The 21,001-nt window shown below is 64.9% G+C and carries 10 protein-coding genes, 3 rRNA genes and 3 pseudogenes; all 16 read left to right on the top strand.

The features are described 5' to 3' along the window. Positions 1 to 19: 19 nt before the first annotated feature. Entirely contained in the window at positions 20 to 823 is an 804-nt protein-coding gene (locus ACFQBT_RS09540; protein ID WP_377822239.1) for a TrmH family RNA methyltransferase, read from the top strand. An 11-nt stretch (positions 824 to 834) separates the two neighbouring features. Beyond that, entirely contained in the window at positions 835 to 1,929 is a 1,095-nt protein-coding gene (pheS, locus tag ACFQBT_RS09535) for a phenylalanine--tRNA ligase subunit alpha (protein WP_377822237.1), read from the top strand. Further along, positions 1,929 to 4,449, top strand: a pseudogene (gene pheT, locus ACFQBT_RS09530) (phenylalanine--tRNA ligase subunit beta). The gene pheS and the pseudogene pheT overlap by 1 nt, the downstream one beginning before the upstream one ends. Before the next feature lie 30 nt (positions 4,450 to 4,479). Then, positions 4,480 to 5,526, top strand: a complete 1,047-nt coding sequence (argC, locus tag ACFQBT_RS09525) for an N-acetyl-gamma-glutamyl-phosphate reductase (RefSeq protein WP_377822235.1) — start codon at positions 4,480 to 4,482, stop codon at positions 5,524 to 5,526. Continuing rightward, positions 5,523 to 6,674 (top strand): bifunctional glutamate N-acetyltransferase/amino-acid acetyltransferase ArgJ, encoded by a 1,152-nt coding sequence (gene argJ, locus ACFQBT_RS09520; protein ID WP_377822233.1) that lies wholly within the window; start codon positions 5,523 to 5,525, stop codon positions 6,672 to 6,674. Before argC ends, argJ begins: the two co-directional genes overlap by 4 nt. Beyond that, positions 6,671 to 7,588: an acetylglutamate kinase gene (argB, locus tag ACFQBT_RS09515; protein ID WP_377822231.1), complete on the top strand. Its 918-nt coding sequence runs from the start codon at positions 6,671 to 6,673 to the stop codon at positions 7,586 to 7,588. The genes argJ and argB overlap by 4 nt, the downstream gene beginning before the upstream one ends. Further along, positions 7,539 to 8,770, top strand: a pseudogene (locus ACFQBT_RS09510) (acetylornithine transaminase). Before argB ends, ACFQBT_RS09510 begins: the two are co-directional and overlap by 50 nt. Beyond that, a complete protein-coding gene (argF, locus tag ACFQBT_RS09505) occupies positions 8,770 to 9,702 on the top strand; it encodes an ornithine carbamoyltransferase (protein WP_377822229.1) in 933 nt (310 codons plus the stop codon). Before ACFQBT_RS09510 ends, argF begins: the two are co-directional and overlap by 1 nt. Beyond that, positions 9,699 to 10,193 (top strand): arginine repressor, encoded by a 495-nt coding sequence (gene argR, locus ACFQBT_RS09500; RefSeq protein WP_377822227.1) that lies wholly within the window; start codon positions 9,699 to 9,701, stop codon positions 10,191 to 10,193. The genes argF and argR overlap by 4 nt, the downstream gene beginning before the upstream one ends. A gap of 15 nt (positions 10,194 to 10,208) precedes the next feature. Further along, the gene (argH, locus tag ACFQBT_RS09495) at positions 10,209 to 11,639 is read left to right on the top strand and encodes an argininosuccinate lyase (RefSeq protein WP_377822225.1); all 1,431 of its coding nucleotides are present in this window, start codon (positions 10,209 to 10,211) and stop codon (positions 11,637 to 11,639) included. Between the two features lies 1 nt (position 11,640). After that, positions 11,641 to 12,245: pseudogene (locus ACFQBT_RS09490) on the top strand (DNA-3-methyladenine glycosylase). Positions 12,246 to 12,354: 109 nt separating this feature from the next. Further along, a complete protein-coding gene (gene tyrS / locus ACFQBT_RS09485; RefSeq protein WP_377822223.1) occupies positions 12,355 to 13,617 on the top strand; it encodes a tyrosine--tRNA ligase in 1,263 nt (420 codons plus the stop codon). 470 nt (positions 13,618 to 14,087) lie between these two features. After that, positions 14,088 to 15,616 (top strand): 16S ribosomal RNA (locus tag ACFQBT_RS09480). Positions 15,617 to 16,086: 470 nt separating this feature from the next. Further along, positions 16,087 to 19,222: ribosomal RNA gene (locus ACFQBT_RS09475) — 23S ribosomal RNA — on the top strand. Between the two features lie 154 nt (positions 19,223 to 19,376). Continuing rightward, positions 19,377 to 19,494 (top strand): 5S ribosomal RNA (gene rrf, locus ACFQBT_RS09470). Together the 16S, 23S and 5S rRNA genes form the textbook arrangement of a ribosomal RNA operon. 656 nt (positions 19,495 to 20,150) lie before the next feature. Next, the gene (locus ACFQBT_RS09465) at positions 20,151 to 20,966 is read left to right on the top strand and encodes a hypothetical protein (protein WP_377822221.1); all 816 of its coding nucleotides are present in this window, start codon (positions 20,151 to 20,153) and stop codon (positions 20,964 to 20,966) included. Positions 20,967 to 21,001 lie beyond the last annotated feature (35 nt).

The following is a 21,001-nucleotide window of genomic DNA, read 5'->3' as shown; positions in this document are numbered from 1 at the left end:
CGGAACGCCGGCCCACCCCGTGCTGACCAATCCCCGCGCTGAGCGGGTGCGGTCGGTCCGGGCGCTGGGCCGGCGTTCTGCACGTGAGCGGGCCGGTCGCTTCGTGGTCGAAGGCCCGCAAGCGGTCCGTGAACTGCTCGCTTTCGCACCCGACAGCGTCATCGAGATGTACGTCGATTCCAGCGTTCCCGAACGCACCGCAGAGTTCCGCTCGGCTGAGCTGACCATGCCGTTGCACGAGTGCAGTCCCGAGGTGTTCGCTGCGCTGGTCGACACTGCGCATCCGCAGGGCATCCTCGCGGTGGCCCGGCCGGTCGACGTACCCCTGGAGCAGGCTCTCGCCGCCGACGGAGGGTTCGTCGTGGTCCTGTCCAACGTCCGCGATCCCGGTAACGCCGGCACGGTCATCCGCGGAGCGGACGCTGCCGGCGCCGCCGCAGTCATCGTCAGCGATGCCAGCGTCGACATCTACAACCCCAAGGTCGTCCGCTCGACCGTCGGGTCGCTGTGGCACCTGCCGATCAGCATCGGCGAGTCCGTCGAGACGATCATCGGGGCCTGCCGGACGGCCGGCCTGCGGGTCCTGGCGGCCGACGGAGCGGGCGAGGTGCTCCTGCCCGATGTCGACTTGACCGGCCGGCACGCCTGGCTGATGGGCAACGAAGCCTGGGGGTTATCGGCGCAAACCCGCGCATTGTGCGATGAGGTGATCCGGGTGCCGATCTACGGTCACGCCGAGTCGCTGAACCTGGCGATGGCCGCCACGGTCTGCTTGTACGCCAGCGCCGATACTCAGCGGCGCGGCACGGGGCGCGTTCCGTAGACTGGTTGATCGTGTCCGGTCCCAATACTTCATACGACCCGGTCGAGGTCTCCGCGCTCGACCCAGCAGCGATCGATGAGGCAGTGTCCGCCGCCCTGACGGCGATCGCCGCGGCCGGTAGTCTCGGCGAACTCAAGGCGGTCCGCACCGAGCACGCCGGCGACAAGTCGGCGCTCGCGCTGGCCAACCGGGAGATCGGCGCGCTGCCCCCGACCGCGAAGGCCGAAGCGGGCAAGCGGGTCGGTCAGGCTCGTGGCCGGGTCGGTCAGGCGCTCAAGGAGCGCCAGGCCGAGCTCGAGGACGAGCGCGACCAGCGGATCCTGATCGACGAGGCCGTCGACATGTCTCTGGTCCCGCGACGCGCGCCGATGGGCCACCGGCACCCGATCGAGCTGATGGGCACCCGGATCGCCGACATCATGGTCGGGATGGGCTGGGAGATCGCCGAAGGCCCGGAGATCGAGGCCGAGTGGTTCAACTTCGACGCACTCAACTTCGACATCGACCACCCCGCCCGGCAGATGCAGGACACGTTCTACGTCGACCCGCCCTCGGCCGGTCTCGTGCTGCGCACGCACACCTCGCCGGTCCAGGCGCGGGCGATGCTGGAGCGGGGCGCACCGTTGTACGTCGGGTGTATCGGCCGAGTCTTCCGCACCGACGAACTCGATGCGACGCACATGCCTGCCTTCCACCAGGTCGAGGGCCTGGCTGTGGATGAAGGCATCACGATGGCGAACCTGAAGGGCACCCTCGACCGCCTGGCCAGTGAGCTCTTCGGCGAAGGCATCACGACCCGCCTGCGCCCGTCGTACTTCCCCTTCACCGAGCCCAGCGCAGAGATGGATCTGCGCTGTTTCGTCTGCCGGGGCACCGACCCCGACTGCCGGGCGTGCAGCGGCACCGGCTGGATCGAGTGGGGCGGCTGCGGCATGGTCAACCAGAACGTGCTGCGTGCCTGCGGCATCGACACCGACCGCTTCAGCGGATTCGCCTTCGGAATGGGCGTCGACCGTGCGCTGATGTTCCGCACGGGGGTTGCCGACATGCGCGAAATGATCGAGGGAGACGTGCGCTTCGACGCGCAGTTCGGATTGGAGATCTGATGCGGATTCCGCTCGATTGGCTGGGAGAGTACGTCGATCTGGCGCCGGGCGTGCGCGGCACGGACGTGGCCGCCGCCCTGGTGAAGGTGGGCCTGGAGGAAGAAGGTCTGCACGGCGGCGACCTGACGGGACCGCTGGTGGTCGGCAAGGTGCTCACCCAGGACCCCGAACCGCAGAAGAACGGCAAGGTCATCAACTGGTGCACGGTCGATGTCGGTGATGCCAACGGCACCGGTGAACCCCAGGGCATCGTCTGCGGCGCGCACAACTTCGCCCCCGGTGACTTCGTCGTCGTCGTCCTGCCGGGTGCGGTGCTCCCGGGCGGTTTCGCGATCGCGGCGCGGAAGACCTACGGCCACGTCTCAGCCGGAATGATCTGTGCCGCAGATGAACTCGGCCTTCCCGACGACGGATCCGGTGGCATTATCCGGCTGGCTGAGCGCCTGCCCGGCGTCGACCTGACCCCTGGTCAGGACGCGATTGCGCTGCTCGGTCTCGACCGTGAAACCGTCGAGATCAACGTCACGCCGGACCGCGGTTACTGTTTCAGCCTGCGAGGAGTGGCCCGCGAATACTCCCACGCGACGGGGGCAGCGTTCACCGATCCGGTGACCGCTCTCGCGCAGCGCGCCGCGTCCGCCAACGACCGCGGATTCCCCGTCCGGCTGGCCGATGAGGCTCCCATCCGCGACCGGGTCGGCTGCAGCCGGTACGTTGCGCGGATCGTCCGCGGTGTCGACCCTCCGCGCCGTCCCCGGCCTGGTTGGCCACCCGGCTCACCGAAGCCGGGATGCGACCGATCTCGCTGCCGGTCGACGTCACCAACTACGTGATGCTGGCTCTGGGCCAGCCGCTGCACGCCTTCGACCTGACGGCGCTCGACGGTGGGATCACCGTGCGGCGCGCCGCGCCGGGGAGACCTTGAAGACGCTCGACGGGGTCGAGCGGACGTTGTTCGACGAAGACCTGGTCATCGCCGACGACCGGCGCGCGATTGCGATCGCCGGCACCATGGGCGGCGAAGCGACCGAGGTCACGGACACGACCACGGACATTCTGATCGAAGCGGCTCGTTTCGATCAGACCTCCGTGGCCCGATCAGCGCGCCGGCACAAGCTGCCCTCCGAGGCGGCCAAGCGGTTCGAGCGTGGCGTTGACCCCGAGATCGCCGCCGCTGCAGCACAATTCGCGGTCGAGCTGCTGGTCGAGCATGGCGGTGGACGAGTAGACGACGGTGTCACCGACGTGCGGCTGCCGATGCCGCAGGCCGTCATCGATTTCGACCCCGCGGACGCCGGCCGACTCGTCGGCGTGCCGTACACCGCCACCGACGTGATCGACGTACTGCGCGAGATCGGCTGCACCGTCGATGCTTCCGGCGACACGCTGCACGTCACGCCGCCGTCGTGGCGGCCCGATCTCACCACGGGGCCGGACCTGACCGAAGAGGTGGCACGGATCCGGGGCTACGAGCAGATCCCGTCGATCCTGCCCACCCCGCCCGGCGGTCGCGGACTCACTCACGGCCAGCAGGTGCGGCGACTCGTCGCGAACGCGCTCGCGGCCCGCGGGTTCGACGAGGTGTGGTCCGCGCCGTTCGTCGGCGACGACGTCCACGAGGCGTTCGGATGGGATCCTGCGCAGGCCCGTGCTCGCACTGTCGCACTGGCCAACCCGCTGTCGGACGAGCAGCCGCTGTTCCGGATCAGTCTGCTCACCACCATGGTGGACGTCCTGCGCCGCAACGTATCCCGCGGGTTCTCCGACCTGGCCCTTTTCGAGGTCGGGCTGGTGGCCGCCATCGACGGACCGCTGACCCAAGCCCCCTACAGCCCGGTGGGCGTGCACCCCTCGGATGAGGTGCTGGCAGCCATCCGCGGTTCGGTGCCTCCACAGCCGCGCCACCTGGCCTTCCTGCTGACGGGCAACCGCACGCCAGCGGGCTGGACCGGCCCGGGCAGGCCCGCGGACTGGACGGACGCTCTCGAGGCCGTGCAGGCGATCGGGGACGCGTTGGCGGTGCCGCTGACCGTCACGCAGGAGTCGACCGCACCGTTCCACCCCGGTCGCAGCGGTCGGGTCGAGGCCGGCGACGGCACCTTCCTGGGTCACGTCGGCGAACTGCATCCGAAGACGCTCCAGCGACTGGGTCTTCCACCACGGGTCGTCGGCGGTCAGTTGCTTCTGGATGAACTCATCCGGCTCAGTGAGGCCACGCCGCAGGCGACCGCCCTGTCGGTGATGCCGATGGCCGACTCCGATGTGGCGCTGCTGGTCGATGCCGCTGTTCCCGCTGCCGTCGTCGAGGCGGCGCTGCGTGACGGGGCCGGTGAGTTGCTGGAGTCGATCGAGTTGTTCGATCTCTACGAGGGCGAGCAGATCGAACCGGGCAAGAAGTCGTTGGCCTACCGGCTGGTCTTCCGGGCCCCGGATCGCACGCTGAAGACCGAGGAAGTCAACGCCTTCCGTGACGCGGCGGTCGCCCGTGCCGGTGAGAGGGTCGGAGCCGTCCAGCGGTAGCTGCATGACACTGCATGATTGTGTATAGTCATGCAGGTGTTCTCAGTTGCCGTAGCAGGCGCCAGCGGATACGCCGGCGGCGAGATCCTGCGTCTCCTCCTGGCCCATCCGCAGGTGCGGATCGGTGCCCTGACCGCGGGATCGTCGGCCGGTACGCGCCTTGGCGACCTCCAGCCGCATCTGACCCCGCTCGCGGACGTCGTGGTGCAGGAGACGACGCCGCAGGTGCTGTCCGAGCACGACGTCGTCTTCCTGGCGCTTCCGCACGGCACGTCGGCACAGGTAGCAGAGCAGTTGCCGGACACCGTGGTCATCGATGCCGGCGCCGACTTCAGGCTGACAGATGCCGATGCGTGGGAGCAGTTCTACGGATCGCCGTACGCCGGGTCCTGGCCCTACGGTCTGCCTGAGCTGCCGGTCGGCACCGACAGCAAACAGCGCAGCGCCCTGCGCGGTGCCCGTCGCATTGCCGTCCCCGGGTGCTACCCGACGGGGACGTCGCTAGCCCTGGCTCCCGCCTTCGCGGCCGGTGTCGTGGCCGCGCGTGACGTGGTCATCGTCGCGGCCAGTGGCACCTCGGGTGCCGGCAAGTCGCTCAAACCGCATCTGCTCGGCGCCGAGGTGATGGGCTCGATGAGCCCGTACGGCGTGGGCGGCGTCCACCGGCACACGCCGGAAATCGAGCAGAACCTCTCGCTCGCGGCTGGCGCCCCGGTCACGGTCTCCTTCACGCCGACGCTGGCGCCGATGCCGCGGGGCATCCTCGCGACCTGCTCCGCCCCGTTGACCGATGGCGTATCCCCGACCGACGTGCGTGGGGTGTACGAGAAGGCCTACGGCGACGAGCCGTTCGTGCAACTGCTCCCCGACGGCCGGTGGCCCTCGACCGGCGCCGTGCTCGGATCGAACAACGTGCAGCTGCAGATCGCGGTGGATGAGCGGATCGGCCGACTGATCGTCGTGAGTGCCATCGACAACCTGACCAAAGGTACGGCGGGTGGTGCCGTCCAGAGCATGAACCTGGCCCTGGGACTCGAGGAGACCCTTGGCCTTCCGATGACAGGGGTCGCGCCGTGAGTGTCACTGCAGCACAGGGATTCCGGGCCAGCGGGGTGACCGCCGGACTGAAGCCCTCCGGGAAGCCGGACGTCGCGCTCGTGGTCAACGACGGGCCTGACCACCACGCCGCCGCCGTCTTCACCAGCAACCGGGTGTGCGCGGCGCCGGTGACGTGGAGCAAGCAGGTCGTCACCGACGGCCGTGTCGATGCCGTCGTGCTGAACTCCGGTGGGGCGAATGCGATCACCGGTGCCCAGGGATTCATCGACACGCACCGCACCGCGGAGCAGGTCGCTGAGGTGACGGGTGTGTCATCGGGGGATGTCGTCGTCTGCTCGACCGGTCTCATCGGAGAGCTGTTGCCGATGCCGAAGCTGTCAGCGGGGATCACCGAAGCAGCCAGTGCGCTGACCGCCGACGGGGGAGCAGCGGCCGCCGAGGCGATCATGACCACCGACACCCACCCCAAGACCGCTGTGGTGAAAGGGGATGGCTGGGTCGTGGGCGGTATGGCCAAAGGCGCCGGCATGTTGGCCCCGGCCCTGGCCACGATGCTCGTGGTCATCACCACGGACGCGGTGGTCGACGAAGAAATGCTGGACGGTGTACTCCGATCGGCCACGCACGTCACCTTTGACCGGATCGACTCCGACGGGTGCCAGTCGACGAATGACACCGTGCTGCTGATGGCCTCCGGTGCCAGTGGCGTCCGTCCGACGGCCCGGGAGCTGACGGAGGCGGTCACCGCGTGCTGCGCCGATCTGGCCCGGCAGCTGATCGGTGACGCCGAAGGTGCCGCACACGACATCGCCATCGAGGTCCGGACGGCGGCCAGCGAGCACGACGCCCTGGAGGTCGCGCGGGCCATCGCCCGCAACAACTTGTTCAAGTGCGCGATCTTCGGCCGCGACCCGAACTGGGGCCGCGTACTGGCTGCCGTGGGCACCACCAAGGCGGCGTTCGTGCCGGAGCAGTTGGCCGTGAGCATGAACGGCGTGCAGGTCTGCCGGGACGGCGGAGTCGGTGACGATCGGTCGCTGGTCGACCTGACCCCACGCGAAGTGCGCCTCGTGGTGGACCTCAACGCCGGCGCGGAGGCAGTCACCGTCTGGACGAACGACCTGACGCACGAGTACGTGCACGAGAACTCGGCGTACAGCACATGATCGCCCAGCGCCCACCCACCGACCTGAGCGTCGCCGCCGGCAAGGCGGCGACCCTGGTCGAGGCGCTGCCCTGGTTGCAGCGGTTCAAGGACGCCCTTGTCGTGGTGAAGTACGGCGGCAACGCCATGACCGACGCCGCCCTCAAAGCAGCGTTCGCCCAGGACGTCGCCTTCATGCGGTACGCCGGCCTGCGGGTTGTCGTCGTGCACGGCGGCGGACCGCAGATCCAGGCGATGCTCGACCGGGTCGGCCTGGTCTCGGAGTTCAAAGGCGGCCTACGGGTCACGACGCCGGAGACGATGGACATCGTCCGAATGGTGCTGACCGGGCAGGTCTCGCGCGAACTGATCAACCTGATCAACGCGCACGGTGCCCTGGCCGTGGGCCTGTCCGGCGAGGACGGCTCGCTGTTCGGTGCCCGCCGTCGTGGAGCGATCGTCGATGGCGAAACCGTCGACATCGGTCTGGTCGGCGACGTCGTCACGGTCAACCCGGCCGCGGTGCGAGATCTGTTGCGGGCCGGACGGATTCCGGTGGTGTCCTCGATCGCACCCGACCTCGATCACGAAGGCGACGTGCTCAACGTCAACGCCGACACTGCGGCCAGCGCACTTGCGGTGGCGCTCGGCGCCCACAAACTCGTCGTCCTCACCGATGTGGAAGGCGTCTACGACAACTGGCCCGACCGCGACTCGCTGCTGTCGTCGCTGCCGGTCGATCGTGCGGAACAGCTTCTGCAACGGGTGGATTCAGGGATGGTGCCCAAGTTGGAAGCATGCGTGCGGGCGATACGCGGCGGTGTGCCCCAGGCGCACGTGATCGACGGCCGGGCGCCGCATTCCTTGTTGCTCGAAGTCTTCACCGATGCCGGTATCGGCACCATGGTGCTCCCCGAGGAGGGATCCGATGACTGACCCCCTGACCAACAACGGTCTGCTGGATCGCTATCAGGCCAGCCTGCTGGGCGTCTTCGGTCGACCGCCGCTGGTGCTCAGCCACGGATCCGGCTGCTACGTCTGGGATGTCGAGGGCAACAAGTACCTGGATCTGGTCGGAGGTCTGGCCGTCAGCTCCCTCGGCCACGGCCACCCCGCGTTGGTCAGCGCCATCTCGAAGCAGGCCGGCGAGGCGCTGCACGTGTCCAACCTGTTCACCTCGCCGGGACAGATCGCCCTGGCCGAACGCCTGCTGGACCTGACCCAGGCACCCGACGGGTCAAAGGTCTTCTTCGCCAACTCCGGCACCGAGGCCATCGAGGCGGCTATCAAGCTGTCCCGTCGCACCGGTCGCCCGGGGATCGTCGCTGCCGAAGGCGCTTTCCACGGGCGCACGACCGGTGCGTTGGCCCTGACCTACAAGGCGGACTACCGGGAACCCTTCGAACCGTTGATCCCCGGTGTCTCCCATGTGCCCTACGGGGACGTCGATGCGCTGCGGGCGGCGGTTACCGAGCAGACGGGTGCCGTCGTCCTCGAGCCCATCCAGGGTGAAGCCGGAGTCATCGCTCCCGATACCGGGTATCTGCGGGCTGCTCGCGAAATCACCGCCGCCGCAGGCGCGTTGCTGATCGTGGACGAGATACAGAGCGGTATCGGCCGGACCGGTCGCTGGTTCGGTTACGAGCACGAGGGCATTCGGCCGGACGCCATCACCCTGGCCAAAGGGCTCGGCGGGGGCGTCCCGATCGGGGCCCTGGTCACCTTCGGCGGCGCGGTGTCGGACCTGCTCACCGTCGGGCAGCACGGTTCGACGTTCGGTGGCAATCCGCTGGCCGCCGCCGCCGGGCTGGCCGTGCTGGAAACCATCGAGGAGCAGGACCTGGTCGGTAACGCGCAGCGCATGGGGAGTACCTCGCTGCCCGTGTCACGGCGATGGATCATCCGCTGGTCACGGGGGTCCGCGGAGCTGGGCTGCTGCGCGCGATCACGTTGGCCCGGCCGGTGTCCGCACAGATCGCCGAGCGAGCCCGTGACCGTGGGATCATCATCAACCCGGTGGCTCCCGACGCCCTGCGTCTGGCGCCGCCGCTGATCATCGCCGGCAGTGAGATCGATGAGTTCGTCACCGCGTTGCCGGGTCTGCTGGAGGTGTCGTGATGACGCGGCATTTCCTGCGTGATGACGACCTGACGGCAACCGAGCAGGCCCAGATCCTCGCTCGTGCGGCCGAACTGAAGAAGGACCGCTTTGCCAGTCGCGTGCTGCAGGGTCCGCGTTCGGTGGCGCTCATCTTCGACAAGCCGACGCTGCGTACCCAACTGTCGTTCAGCACCGGTGTCGTCGAACTGGGCGGTTACCCGATGATCGTCGACGGCAATCTCGCGCAGATCGGCACCCGCGAGTCGATCCCCGATGTGGCCCGCGTCATCGGTCGTCAGGTGTCAGCCATCGTGTGGCGCACCTACGCCCAGGAGCGGCTGGAACAGATGGTGCAGTTCGTCGACGTACCGGTCGTCAACGCTCTCACCGACGACTTCCACCCCTGCCAGATCCTGGCCGACCTGTTGACGATCACCGAGCACAAGGGTGCCTTGGCCGGGCTGACCATGGCCTACGTCGGTGACTGCGCCAACAACATGGCCAACTCCTATCTGCTGGGTGGCTCCCTCGCGGGGCTGCACGTGCGGCTCGCTGGCCCGGCCAGTCATCAACCTGAAGCCCAGATCGTCTCTCGCGCAGAGGGATTGGCGGAATCCACCGGTGGTTCCGTCGTGATCGGAACCGACGCCACCGAGGCTGTCACCGATGCCGACGTGGTGATCACCGACACGTGGGTCTCGATGGGCATGGAGTCGGAGGCCGGGGAACGCAAGGGCAGCGAGTCCCCGTTCACGCCGTACGCGCTCACCGCCGAGCTCATGACGTACGCCGCGCCCGACGCCATCGCGATGCATTGCCTGCCCGCCTACCGGGGCTTCGAGATCGAGGCATCGGTCATCGACGGGCCGCAGTCGGTCGTGTGGGACGAGGCCGAGAACCGGTTGCACGCCCAGAAGGCGCTGCTGGAGTTTCTTCTGGAGCAGGGATGATCGTCGCCACCCGCACCGGCCGCCAGCAGCGGATCGCCCAGATCATCGCCAGCCAGATGATTCGTTCGCAGACCCAGTTGGCCCAGCAACTGGCGCTGGACGGGGTCGAGGTCACCCAGGCGACGCTGTCGCGGGATCTGGTCGAGCTGGGAGCTGTGAAGGTGCGCCGTGGGCGCGACCTGGTCTACGCCGTCCCCGGCGAGGGTGGCGATCCGGCGCCGCGGGCCGGAGGTGACGACGTCGAGGCACCCACCGATCGCCTGCGCCGGGTAGCGGCCGAGCTCCTCGTCACCGCGGTGCCCGCGACCAACCAGGTCGTCGTGCGGACCCCGCCGGGGGCGGCGAGCTTCCTGGCCTCAGCACTCGATCACGCCGGTCTGCCGTCGGTGCTCGGCACGATCGCCGGCGATGACACCATCTTGATCGTCACCGAGTCCAAGAGTGCGGCGTCGCGCCTGGTGCGCACCCTGCTCGAACTCGCGCAGCAGTAGTCGCAGAGGAGATCCGTGAACACCGAAGGAAATCTCGCCCTATGGGGTGGCCGCTTCGCCGGCGGGCCGGCGGACGCGCTCGCCGCCCTGTCCAAGTCGACCCATTTCGACTGGCGGCTGGCCGAATTCGACATCGCCGGCTCCCGGGCGCACGCCCGGGTGCTGCACTCGGCGGGATTGCTGGACGATGAGGGGCTGGCCGCCATGCTCGCCGGCCTCGAGCAATTGCTGGCCGACGTACGATCCGGTGAGTTCACCCCCGCACCCGGCGACGAGGACGTGCACACGGCTCTCGAACGGGGCCTGATCGAACGGGCCGGCGCCGACGTCGGGGGCCGTTTGCGCGCCGGCAGGTCCCGAAACGACCAGATCGCCACCCTGTTCCGGATGTACCTGCGGGCGCACGCCCGCTCGGTCGCGACGCTGCTGCTGGACGTCGTCGATGCCCTGCTCGCCCAGGCCGGGGCCAACCTCGGGGTGGCGATGCCCGGCCGCACCCACCTGCAGCACGCTCAGCCGGTGTTGCTGTCCCATCACCTGCAGGCGCACGCGTGGGCGTTGTTGCGCGACGTGGACCGGTTGCGTGACTGGGATCGCCGGGCAGATGAATCTCCGTACGGTTCAGGGGCCCTGGCCGGTTCCTCGCTCGGCCTGGACCCGCAGTCCGTCGCGCAGGACCTCGGCTTCAGCCGCAGCAGCGCCAACTCCATCGACGGTACGGCCAGCCGCGACTTCGCCGCCGAATTCGCCTTCGTGGCAGCGATGGCCGCAGTCGACGTTTCCCGGCTGGCTGAGGAGATCGTGCTGTGGGCGACCAAGGAGTTCTCCTTCGTCACGCTCGACGATGCCTATTCGACCGGCTCGAGCATCATGCCGCAGAAGAAGAACCCCGACGTCGCGGAGTTGGCCCGTGGCAAGGCCGGACGGCTGGTCGGGGACCTCGCCGGTCTGCTGACGACACTCAAGGCGCTGCCCTTGGCCTACAACCGGGACCTGCAGGAGGACAAAGAGCCGGTCTTCGACGCGGTGGACACTCTTGAGGTGCTGCTCCCGGCGGTCAGCGGCATGGTCGCGACGTTGGTCTTCAACACGCAGCGGATGGAATCCTTGGCGCCGCAGGGCTTTGCGTTGGCAACGGACATTGCGGAGTGGTTGGTGCGCGAGGGCGTGCCGTTCCGGGTCGCTCACGAGGTGGCCGGGGCCTGTGTGCGGGTGTGCGAGGAGCGCGGGATCGAGTTGTGGGATCTGAGCGACGAGGACCTGGCCGCGATCAACCCGAACCTGACTCCCGACGTACGCCGGGTGCTCACCGTCGAAGGTTCTCTCGCCTCCCGTGACGCAACCGGGGGCACTGCGCCGTCACGAGTCGCTGAACAACTGGCCGCGGCTGAGAAGACCTCGGGGGACTACCGCGGCTGGGCCGAAGAACCGCCGCAGATCCGCTGACGTGCCGATCGACGTACCTCTCCTGCTGGACCAGGCTCGCGCGCTGCTGGGCGCGCACCTGTCGCACGGGGGAGTCACGGTGCGCATCACCGAGGTCGAGGCGTACGCGGGGAGGTCGACCCGGGCTCGCACGCTTACCGTGGCCGCACGAAGCGCAACGCGGTGATGTTCGGCCCGCCCCGGCACCTGTACGTCTACTTCACCTACGGAATGCACTACTGCGCCAACGTCGTTCTGTCCCAGGACGGTTCGGCGGCGGCCGCCTTGGTTCGCTCCGGAGAGGTCGTCGAGGGCGCTGGGCTTGCCAGGCAACGCCGCGGCGCCGTCACCGATCGCGACCTGGCGCGCGGGCCGGCCAGGCTGGCACAGGCGTTGGGGCTGACGCTGGCCGACAATGGTGCACCGATCGTCACCGACTCTCGTGACGAACGCGCAATCACCCTGGGTGAAGGAGCCGCGGTGGCCGCCGTCGAATCCGGACCCCGGGTCGGCGTGCGGGGTCCGGGCGGCGACGGTGGGCTGTTCCCGTGGCGGTTCTGGATCGCCGGCGATCCGTTCGTGTCGGTCTACCGACCGGCGGTGCCGCGACCCCGACCCGGTGCCTGAGGGGTCCGGCAGGTGAGAATGGAGCGCGTCCGGGCACGCGGCGTACGCCATGCTGACCCGGGTGTGTGGCATCCACACGGAACAACCGAGAGATAAGGACAACGGGATCGTGAGCGACTTTTTCGACGAGCTGCAGTGGCGGGGGCTGGTGGCGCAGACCACCGACGAGTCCGCGCTGCGCCAAGCACTCGCCGACGGGCCGATCACGGTCTATTGCGGGTTCGACCCCAGCGCACCGTCCCTGCACTTCGGAAACTTCGTGCAATTGTCGGTGTTGCGCCGGATGCAGGCCGCCGGTCATCACGTGATCTGTCTGGTCGGCGGGTCGACAGGACTGATCGGCGACCCCAAGCCGGACTCCGAGCGAGTGCTGCAGAGCAAGGAGACCATCGCGGCGTCGGTCGACCGGATCAAGACCCTCGTCGGTCCGCTATTGGACTTCGAGGGGGACAACCCCGCCATCCTGGTGAACAACCTCGACTGGACCGCGCCGCTGAGTGCGCTGGATTTCCTGCGCGACATCGGCCAGCATTTCCGGGTCAACACGATGATCCGCAAGGAAGCAGTCGCGCGCCGGTTGGAGAGCGAACAGGGCATCTCCTACACCGAGTTCAGCTACCAGATCCTGCAGGCGATGGACTACCTGCAGCTCTTCCGCGAGCACGGCTGCACGCTGGAGATCGGTGGCAGCGATCAGTGGGGCAACATCACGGCGGGCGTCGATCTGGTGCACCGCGTGGAGGGCAAAGCCGTGCACGCACTGGCCACGCCGTTGCTGACGGATTCGACGGGTCGCAAGTTCGGCAAATCCGAAGGCAACGCCGTGTGGTTGTCCGCGGACATGACGACCCCGTACGCGTTCTACCAGTACTTCCTCAACACCGAGGACGCGTCGGTGATCAGCCTGTTGAAGGCGTTGACCGACCTGCCGCGGGCGGAGATCGAAGACCTCGAGCGGCAGGTGAATCAGGAGCCGTTCCGACGGGCCGCTCAGCGCACCCTTGCTGAGCAGGTCACGACGATGGTGCATGGTCAGAGCGCGACCGACGCGGTGAGGGCCGCCTCCGAGGCGTTGTTCGGGAAGGGTGACGTCGGCGCACTGGATGCCGACACACTGCGGGATGCGACCAGTGAATTGCCGGGGGCGCAGGTGCAGCCGGGGACCGAGCTGGTCGATGCCGTGGTGGCCGTCGGGATCGCCGACAGCCGTAACGCGGCGCGCCGGCTGGTCACGGAGGGCGGGATCTCGCTGAACAACCTCAAAGTCGAGTCCGTCACCGCAGTGCTCGAGGACAAGGACTACCTGCACGGTCAGGTGGCCCTGTTGAAGCGCGGCCGCAAGCACCTTGCGGCCGTGCGGATGCCGGTCTGACCTGCAGTTTCTCATCCACCGGCGGGTGGCTGCTCACATCGTGGGCGGCCACCCGCACCGATTTTGCGCCATGGGCTGCGTCGCGTAATGTTCACCGGGTTGCCAGGGAGGCACGGACAGCCGCAAGGTTGGCCGGTCCCGGCGCATCGCCCCGTGATCGTGGGCACCTTCCAAGATTCGAGTACGACGATTCGTCGCGCTTGCGTGGACCGGCAAGATCCGAGCGGATCGGCCCGGGAAGCGGATTTGGAAAGTCCCAAGTAGCGGTGGTAAGTTTTAGAAGTTGCCTCGGTGAGAAACCCGCAAGGGAAAATCACGGTGGACAGCGTGTTTCTTGAGAACTCAATAGTGTGTCGAGTGATTGATGCCAATTGTTTTTTGATTGGTTGTCAGTGTTATGAATTGTTGCCTGACCTTTTGGTTGGGTGCTCTTTGTTGATTGATTGCCAGTTTTGGATTGTCTGTATTTTTTTGCGGAGAGTTTGATCCTGGCTCAGGACGAACGCTGGCGGCGTGCTTAACACATGCAAGTCGAACGCTGAAGCACCAGCTTGCTGGTGTGGATGAGTGGCGAACGGGTGAGTAACACGTGAGTAACCTGCCCTTCACTTTGGGATAAGCCTTGGAAACGGGGTCTAATACCGGGTATGACTGCGCATCGCATGGTGTGTGGTGGAAAGCTTTTGTGGTGGAGGATGGGCTCGCGGACTATCAGCTTGTTGGTGGGGTAATGGCTTACCAAGGCTTTGACGGATAGCCGGCCTGAGAGGGCGACCGGCCACACTGGGACTGAGACACGGCCCAGACTCCTACGGGAGGCAGCAGTGGGGAATATTGCACAATGGGCGCAAGCCTGATGCAGCGACGCCGCGTGGGGGATGACGGCCTTCGGGTTGTAAACTCCTTTCGCCATTGACGAAGCCTTTTTGGGTGACGGTAGGTGGAGAAGAAGCACCGGCTAACTACGTGCCAGCAGCCGCGGTAATACGTAGGGTGCGAGCGTTGTCCGGAATTATTGGGCGTAAAGAGCTTGTAGGCGGTTTGTCGCGTCTGCTGTGAAAGCCCGGGGCTTAACTCCGGGTCTGCAGTGGGTACGGGCAGGCTAGAGTGTGGTAGGGGAGACTGGAATTCCTGGTGTAGCGGTGAAATGCGCAGATATCAGGAGGAACACCGATGGCGAAGGCAGGTCTCTGGGCCACTACTGACGCTGAGAAGCGAAAGCATGGGGAGCAAACAGGATTAGATACCCTGGTAGTCCATGCCGTAAACGTTGGGCGCTAGGTGTGGGATCCATTCCACGGGTTCCGTGCCGTAGCTAACGCATTAAGCGCCCCGCCTGGGGAGTACGGCCGCAAGGCTAAAACTCAAAGGAATTGACGGGGGCCCGCACAAGCGGCGGAGCATGCGGATTAATTCGATGCAACGCGAAGAACCTTACCAAGGCTTGACATACACCGGAATCATGCAGAGATGTGTGAGCCTTTTTGGCTGGTGTACAGGTGGTGCATGGTTGTCGTCAGCTCGTGTCGTGAGATGTTGGGTTAAGTCCCGCAACGAGCGCAACCCTCGTTCCATGTTGCCAGCACGTGATGGTGGGGACTCATGGGAGACTGCCGGGGTCAACTCGGAGGAAGGTGGGGATGACGTCAAATCATCATGCCCCTTATGTCTTGGGCTTCACGCATGCTACAATGGCTCGTACAGAGGGTTGCGATACTGTGAGGTGGAGCGAATCCCTTAAAACGAGTCTCAGTTCGGATTGGGGTCTGCAACTCGACCCCATGAAGTCGGAGTCGCTAGTAATCGCAGATCAGCATTGCTGCGGTGAATACGTTCCCGGGCCTTGTACACACCGCCCGTCAAGTCACGAAAGTTGGTAACACCCGAAGCCCACGGCCTAACCGGTTTACCGGGGGAGTGGTCGAAGGTGGGATTGGCGATTGGGACTAAGTCGTAACAAGGTAGCCGTACCGGAAGGTGCGGCTGGATCACCTCCTTTCTAAGGAGCGCTCACCTGTCATGTCATGTGCTTCCACCGGTTGGTGGGGGTGTGGTGTTGGCGGGTGCAGAGAAGACATCAGCATCACCGATACTGCTTACCCGTTGTGGGGTGGGTGGGTCCGTGTGGTGGGTGTTGCTCAAGGGTGGAACATCAATCATGGTGCCTCGTGACCGCGAGTGCCGACTCGATCAACTAGTACTGAAGATCAAGCCCGTTGTGGTGTGGTGTTCGTGGAGGGTTGGTGGTGTTGGTGGGTGTGGTGTGGGGGCGTCGGCACACTGTTGGGTCCTGAAGGAACACGTGAGTGTTTTTTCTGGTGTGGCACGCATGGTGCTGGTCCTCATCTGGTGGTGGGGGTTGGTGGTGTGGTGTGTGTGTTGTTTGAGAATTGCATAGTGGACGCGAGCATCTTGTTTTTTGTGTCTTTGTGAATTTTGGTTGCTGCCTGCTGTTGGTTGGTGGGTGGTGGTCAAGTTTTTAAGGGCGCACGGTGGATGCCTTGGCACCAGGAACCGATGAAGGCCGTAGTAATCTGCGATAAGCCTCGGGGAGTCGATAAACGGGCTGATCCGAGGGTTGCCGAATGGGGGAACCCGGCTGGAGTTATGTCCAGTCACCTGCACCTGAATGTATAGGGTGTGTGGAGGGAACGCGGGGAAGTGAAACATCTCAGTACCCGCAGGAAGAGAAAACAATAGTGATTCCGTGAGTAGTGGCGAGCGAAAGCGGATCAGGCTAAACCTGCGTTGTGTGATACCTGTCAGGGGTTGCGGCGTGGGGGTTGTGGGATGCGTTGTACCGGTACTGACATGCTGGTGGGTAGTGATAAATCGCGCGTGTAGTCGAAGCATCTTGAATGGTGCACCGTAGAGGGTGGTGGTCCCGTAGACGAAACATGTGTGACTGCCTGAACGTTTTTTCCCAAGTAGCACGGGGCTCGAGGAATCTCGTGTGAATCTGGCAGGACCACCTGCTAAGCCTAAATATTCCCTGGTGACCGATAGCGGACTAGTACCGTGAGGGAAAGGTGAAAAGTACCCCGGGAGGGGAGTGAAATAGTACCTGAAACCGTGTGCTTACAATCCGTCAGGGCCTGCCCCGTTGGGGGTTGGGTGATGGCGTGCCTTTTGAAGAATGAGCCTGCGAGTTAGTGCTCAGTGGCGAGGTTAACCCGTGTGGGGAAGCCGTAGCGAAAGCGAGTCCGAAGAGGGCGTTTGAGTCGCTGGGTCTAGACCCGAAGCGGAGTGATCTACCCATGGCCAGGTTGAAGCGCCGGTAAGACGGTGTGGAGGACCGAACCCACTTCAGTTGAAAATGGAGGGGATGAGCTGTGGGTAGGGGTGAAAGGCCAATCAAACTCCGTGATAGCTGGTTCTCCCCGAAATGCATTTAGGTGCAGCGTCACGTGTTTCTTGCCGGAGGTAGAGCTACTGGATGGCTGATGGGCCTCACCAGGTTACTGACGTCAGCCAAACTCCGAATGCCGGTAAGTGAGAGCGTGGCAGTGAGACGGCGGGGGATAAGCTTCGTCGTCGAGAGGGAAACAGCCCAGATCACCAGCTAAGGTCCCTAAGCGTGTGCTAAGTGGGAAAGGATGTGGAGTTGCTGTGACAACCAGGAGGTTGGCTTAGAAGCAGCCACCCTTTAAAGAGTGCGTAATAGCTCACTGGTCAAGTGATTCCGCGCCGACAATGTAGCGGGGCTCAAGCACACCACCGAAGCTGTGGCAATCACACATGTTCCCTAGTACCCGGACTTGTTCTGTGGTGTTCAGGGGTGTGGTTGGGTAGGGGAGCGTCGTGTCACCAGTGAAGTCCCGGTGTGAACCAGGGGTGGAGGTGACACGAGTGAGAATGCAGGCATGAGTAGCGAATGACGGGTGAGAAACCCGTCCGCCGAATAACCAAGGGTTCCAGGGTCAAGCTCATCTGCCCTGGGTAAGTCGGGACCTAAGGCGAGGCCGACAGGCGTAGTCGATGGACATCCGGTTGATATTCCGGAACCGGCGAAGGACCGCCCATATCGAGGCGAGGGATGCTAACCACCCAAACCATGGTCGTTGTGTCACCTTCGGGTGGTACTGATCGTGGGGAGCGTGGGACCCGATCTCGTAGTAGGTAAGCAAGGGAGTGACGCAGGAAGGTAGCCTCCGCGTGGCGATGGTTGTCCACGTCTAAGAGCGCAGCCCGATCGGTAGGCAAATCCGCCGGTCATGTGGGTGAGGCTTGATAGTGACCACGAATGTGGGAAGTAGGGTGATCCTATGCTGCCTAGAAAAACTTCTAGCGAGGTCCGAGCCGCCCGTACCCTAAACCGACTCAGGTGGTTAGGTAGAGAATACTAAGGCGATCGAGTGAATCGTGGTTAAGGAATTCGGCAAAATGCCCCCGTAACTTCGGGAGAAGGGGGCCCCAACCCTGAAGCCATTTACTGGCTAGGGGGAGGGCCGCAGAGACCAGGGAGAAGCGACTGTTTACTAAAAACACAGGTCCGTGCGAAGAAGTAATTCGATGTATACGGACTGACGCCTGCCCGGTGCTGGAAGGTTAAGAGGACCGGTTAACATCCTTTGGGTGTGAAGCTGAGAATTTAAGCCCCAGTAAACGGCGGTGGTAACTATAACCATCCTAAGGTAGCGAAATTCCTTGTCGGGTAAGTTCCGACCTGCACGAATGGCGTAACGACTTCTCCACTGTCTCAACCGCGAACTCGGCGAAATTGCACTACGAGTAAAGATGCTCGTTACGCGCAGCAGGACGGAAAGACCCCGGGACCTTTACTATAGCTTGGTATTGGTGTTCGGTACGGCTTGTGTAGGATAGGTGGGAGACTATGAAGCCGCCACGCTAGTGGTGGTGGAGTCAACGTTGAAATACCACTCTGGTCGTTCTGGGCTCCTCACCTCGGACCATGATCTGGTTCAGGGACAGTGCCTGGTGGGTAGTTTAACTGGGGCGGTTGCCTCCCAAAGAGTAACGGAGGCGCCCAAAGGTTCCCTCAGCCTGGTTGGCAATCAGGTGTTGAGTGTAAGTGCACAAGGGAGCTTGACTGTGAGACAGACATGTCGAGCAGACACGAAAGTGGGGACTAGTGACCCGACGGTGGCTTGTGGAAGCGCCGTCGCTCAACGGATAAAAGGTACCCCGGGGATAACAGGCTGATCTTGCCCAAGAGCTCATATCGACGGCATGGTTTGGCACCTCGATGTCGGCTCGTCGCATCCTGGGGCTGGAGTAGGTCCCAAGGGTTGGGCTGTTCGCCCATTAAAGCGGTACGCGAGCTGGGTTTAGAACGTCGTGAGACAGTTCGGTCCCTATCCGCTGCGCGCGTAGGAAACTTGAGGAGACCTGTCCCTAGTACGAGAGGACCGGGATGGACGAACCTCTGGTGTGTCAGTTGTCCCGCCAGGGGCACCGCTGATTAGCTACGTTCGGAAGTGATAACCGCTGAAAGCATCTAAGCGGGAAGCACGCTCCAAGATCAGGTTTCCATCACCAACACGGTGTGAAGGCTCCCAGCTAGACGACTGGGTTGATAGGCCGGACGTGGAAGCACAGCAATGTGTGGAGCTGACCGGTACTAATAAGCCAACAACTTGACCACACCACACCCCTAGCCGGTGTGGCAGGTGGCACCAAAACCACCACAAGAACACGAACACACGAACTGCTTGCGTCCACTATGCGAATCTGAAACAACACCCCACAACAACACGAATAAGTGAAAAGTGGTGGAACAACACGTTGTTTCACAACGTTACGGCGGTCATAGCGAAGCGGGAAACGCCCGGACACATCCCGAACCCGGAAGCTAAGCCCTTCAGCGCCGATGGTACTGCACCCGCCAGGGTGTGGGAGAGTAGGACACCGCCGAACAACCATTCAGCAAACCCTTTCAGGGCCACCCCACCGGTGGCCCTGAAAGCATTTATCGGCCGTTGGACTAGGGTCGCAGTTGGTTGACGACCACGAGTGGAGCAGGAATGAGCGACAACGATCCAAGCGGCGTACCCCAGGACGGCGCCGACAGCTCATCCGAAGCGCAGCGCTCGGGACGCTGGTCGCGTGCCACGGGCGAAGGAACGGCCAGCGCAGCTGACTCGGCTCCGACGGACACCCCGCCTCGGGCGGACCGCGGCACCCGATCCGGCGGCGGCCGTGATGCCGCTCGGCGGCAGGCACCCAACCGCTCGGATCGTGCTGGACGCTCGGATCGGCCTGATCGCGCGAAAAAGGAGGGCGGCCGCGGGCCCCGGGACCGCGGGGAACGGTCCGGGCGACGCGAAAGCACCCAGGGTCGGGGTAACGACCGGAAGTTCGAGTCGCGGGATCGTGGTGCGTCGCGGGATCGTGGTGCCCAGCGCCGATCCGGCCGGCCCGACCGTGACGGTCAGGACCGGCCCATCTCGCAGACGTCGAATCCGCAACGGGCGCCGCGTAGTTGGGACCGGACCTCACCGCGTAACGAAGGGCGGGATCGGGGCCCGCGTGCCGTCGAACCTGAGATCCCCGAGGACATCACCGGGCACGAGTTGGATCGAGACGTCTGGACCCAGCTTCGGACGCTGAGCAAGGACAACGCCGATGGCGTCGCCAAGCACCTCGTGGCCTCGGCATCCGTGCTGGACGATGATCCGGACACGGCGTTGTCGCACGCATTGCACGCAGCCGGTCGTGCCGGCCGGGTGCCCGCAGTTCGTGAGGCGCTGGGCCTCGTCTACTACCGGCGAGGCGAATTCGCCGATGCGTTGCGGGAGTTCCGCACTGCCCGCCGCCTGTCCGGCAGCGATCATCTGCTGCCCTACATGGTGGATTCAGAACGCGGTCTGGGCCGTTACGAGCGCGCACTGGATCTTGCCGCGAGCCCTGCCGCACGCAAGCTGACCGAGGCCGACAACATCGAGCTGCTGATCGTCGTTTCAGGGATCCGCCGCGATCTGGATCAGCCTGAGGCAGCGGTCGCCGTGCTCAATGTGCCTGCGCTGCAGCGTGCGAGCACCCAACCCTGGGCGGCGCGGCTGTTCTACGCGTACGCCGATGCTCTGCTCGCGGCCGGCCGCCAGACCGAAGCCAGGAAGTGGTTCGCCAAGGCCGCCGCGGCCGATGCCGAGGGCGAAACGGATGCCGACGAGCGGCTCGACGAACTCGATGGATTCCTGCTGGTCGACCTCGAGGAAGACGGTCACGCCGATGACGAGACGGTGACCGCCCGGGTCTCGGAAGAGAGCTTCATCCTCGAGGACTCGGCCGGCTCGACGGACACGGCCGTTCCGGAGGTTGCCGAGGAGGCGCCCGGTTCAGCGGAGTCGTCCTACGACGCCCTGACCAATCCGTTCAGCGACGACTGAGCAAGCGCGTCTGCCGGTGTCCACAGCCTGACCGC

Source organism: Branchiibius cervicis (genome assembly GCF_042661605.1).
In the GTDB taxonomy this organism is placed as follows: domain Bacteria; phylum Actinomycetota; class Actinomycetes; order Actinomycetales; family Dermatophilaceae; genus Branchiibius; species Branchiibius cervicis.
This window is presented reverse-complemented; position numbering and strand designations above follow the sequence as displayed.

Coding starts and splice junctions, on each gene's coding strand:
- argB (WP_377822231.1), top strand. CDS start 6,671: ATGATCGCCCAGCGCCCACCCACCGACCTGAGCGTCGCCGCCGGCAAG.
- argR (WP_377822227.1), top strand. CDS start 9,699: ATGATCGTCGCCACCCGCACCGGCCGCCAGCAGCGGATCGCCCAGATC.
- argC (WP_377822235.1), top strand. CDS start 4,480: ATGCAGGTGTTCTCAGTTGCCGTAGCAGGCGCCAGCGGATACGCCGGC.
- argF (WP_377822229.1), top strand. CDS start 8,770: ATGACGCGGCATTTCCTGCGTGATGACGACCTGACGGCAACCGAGCAG.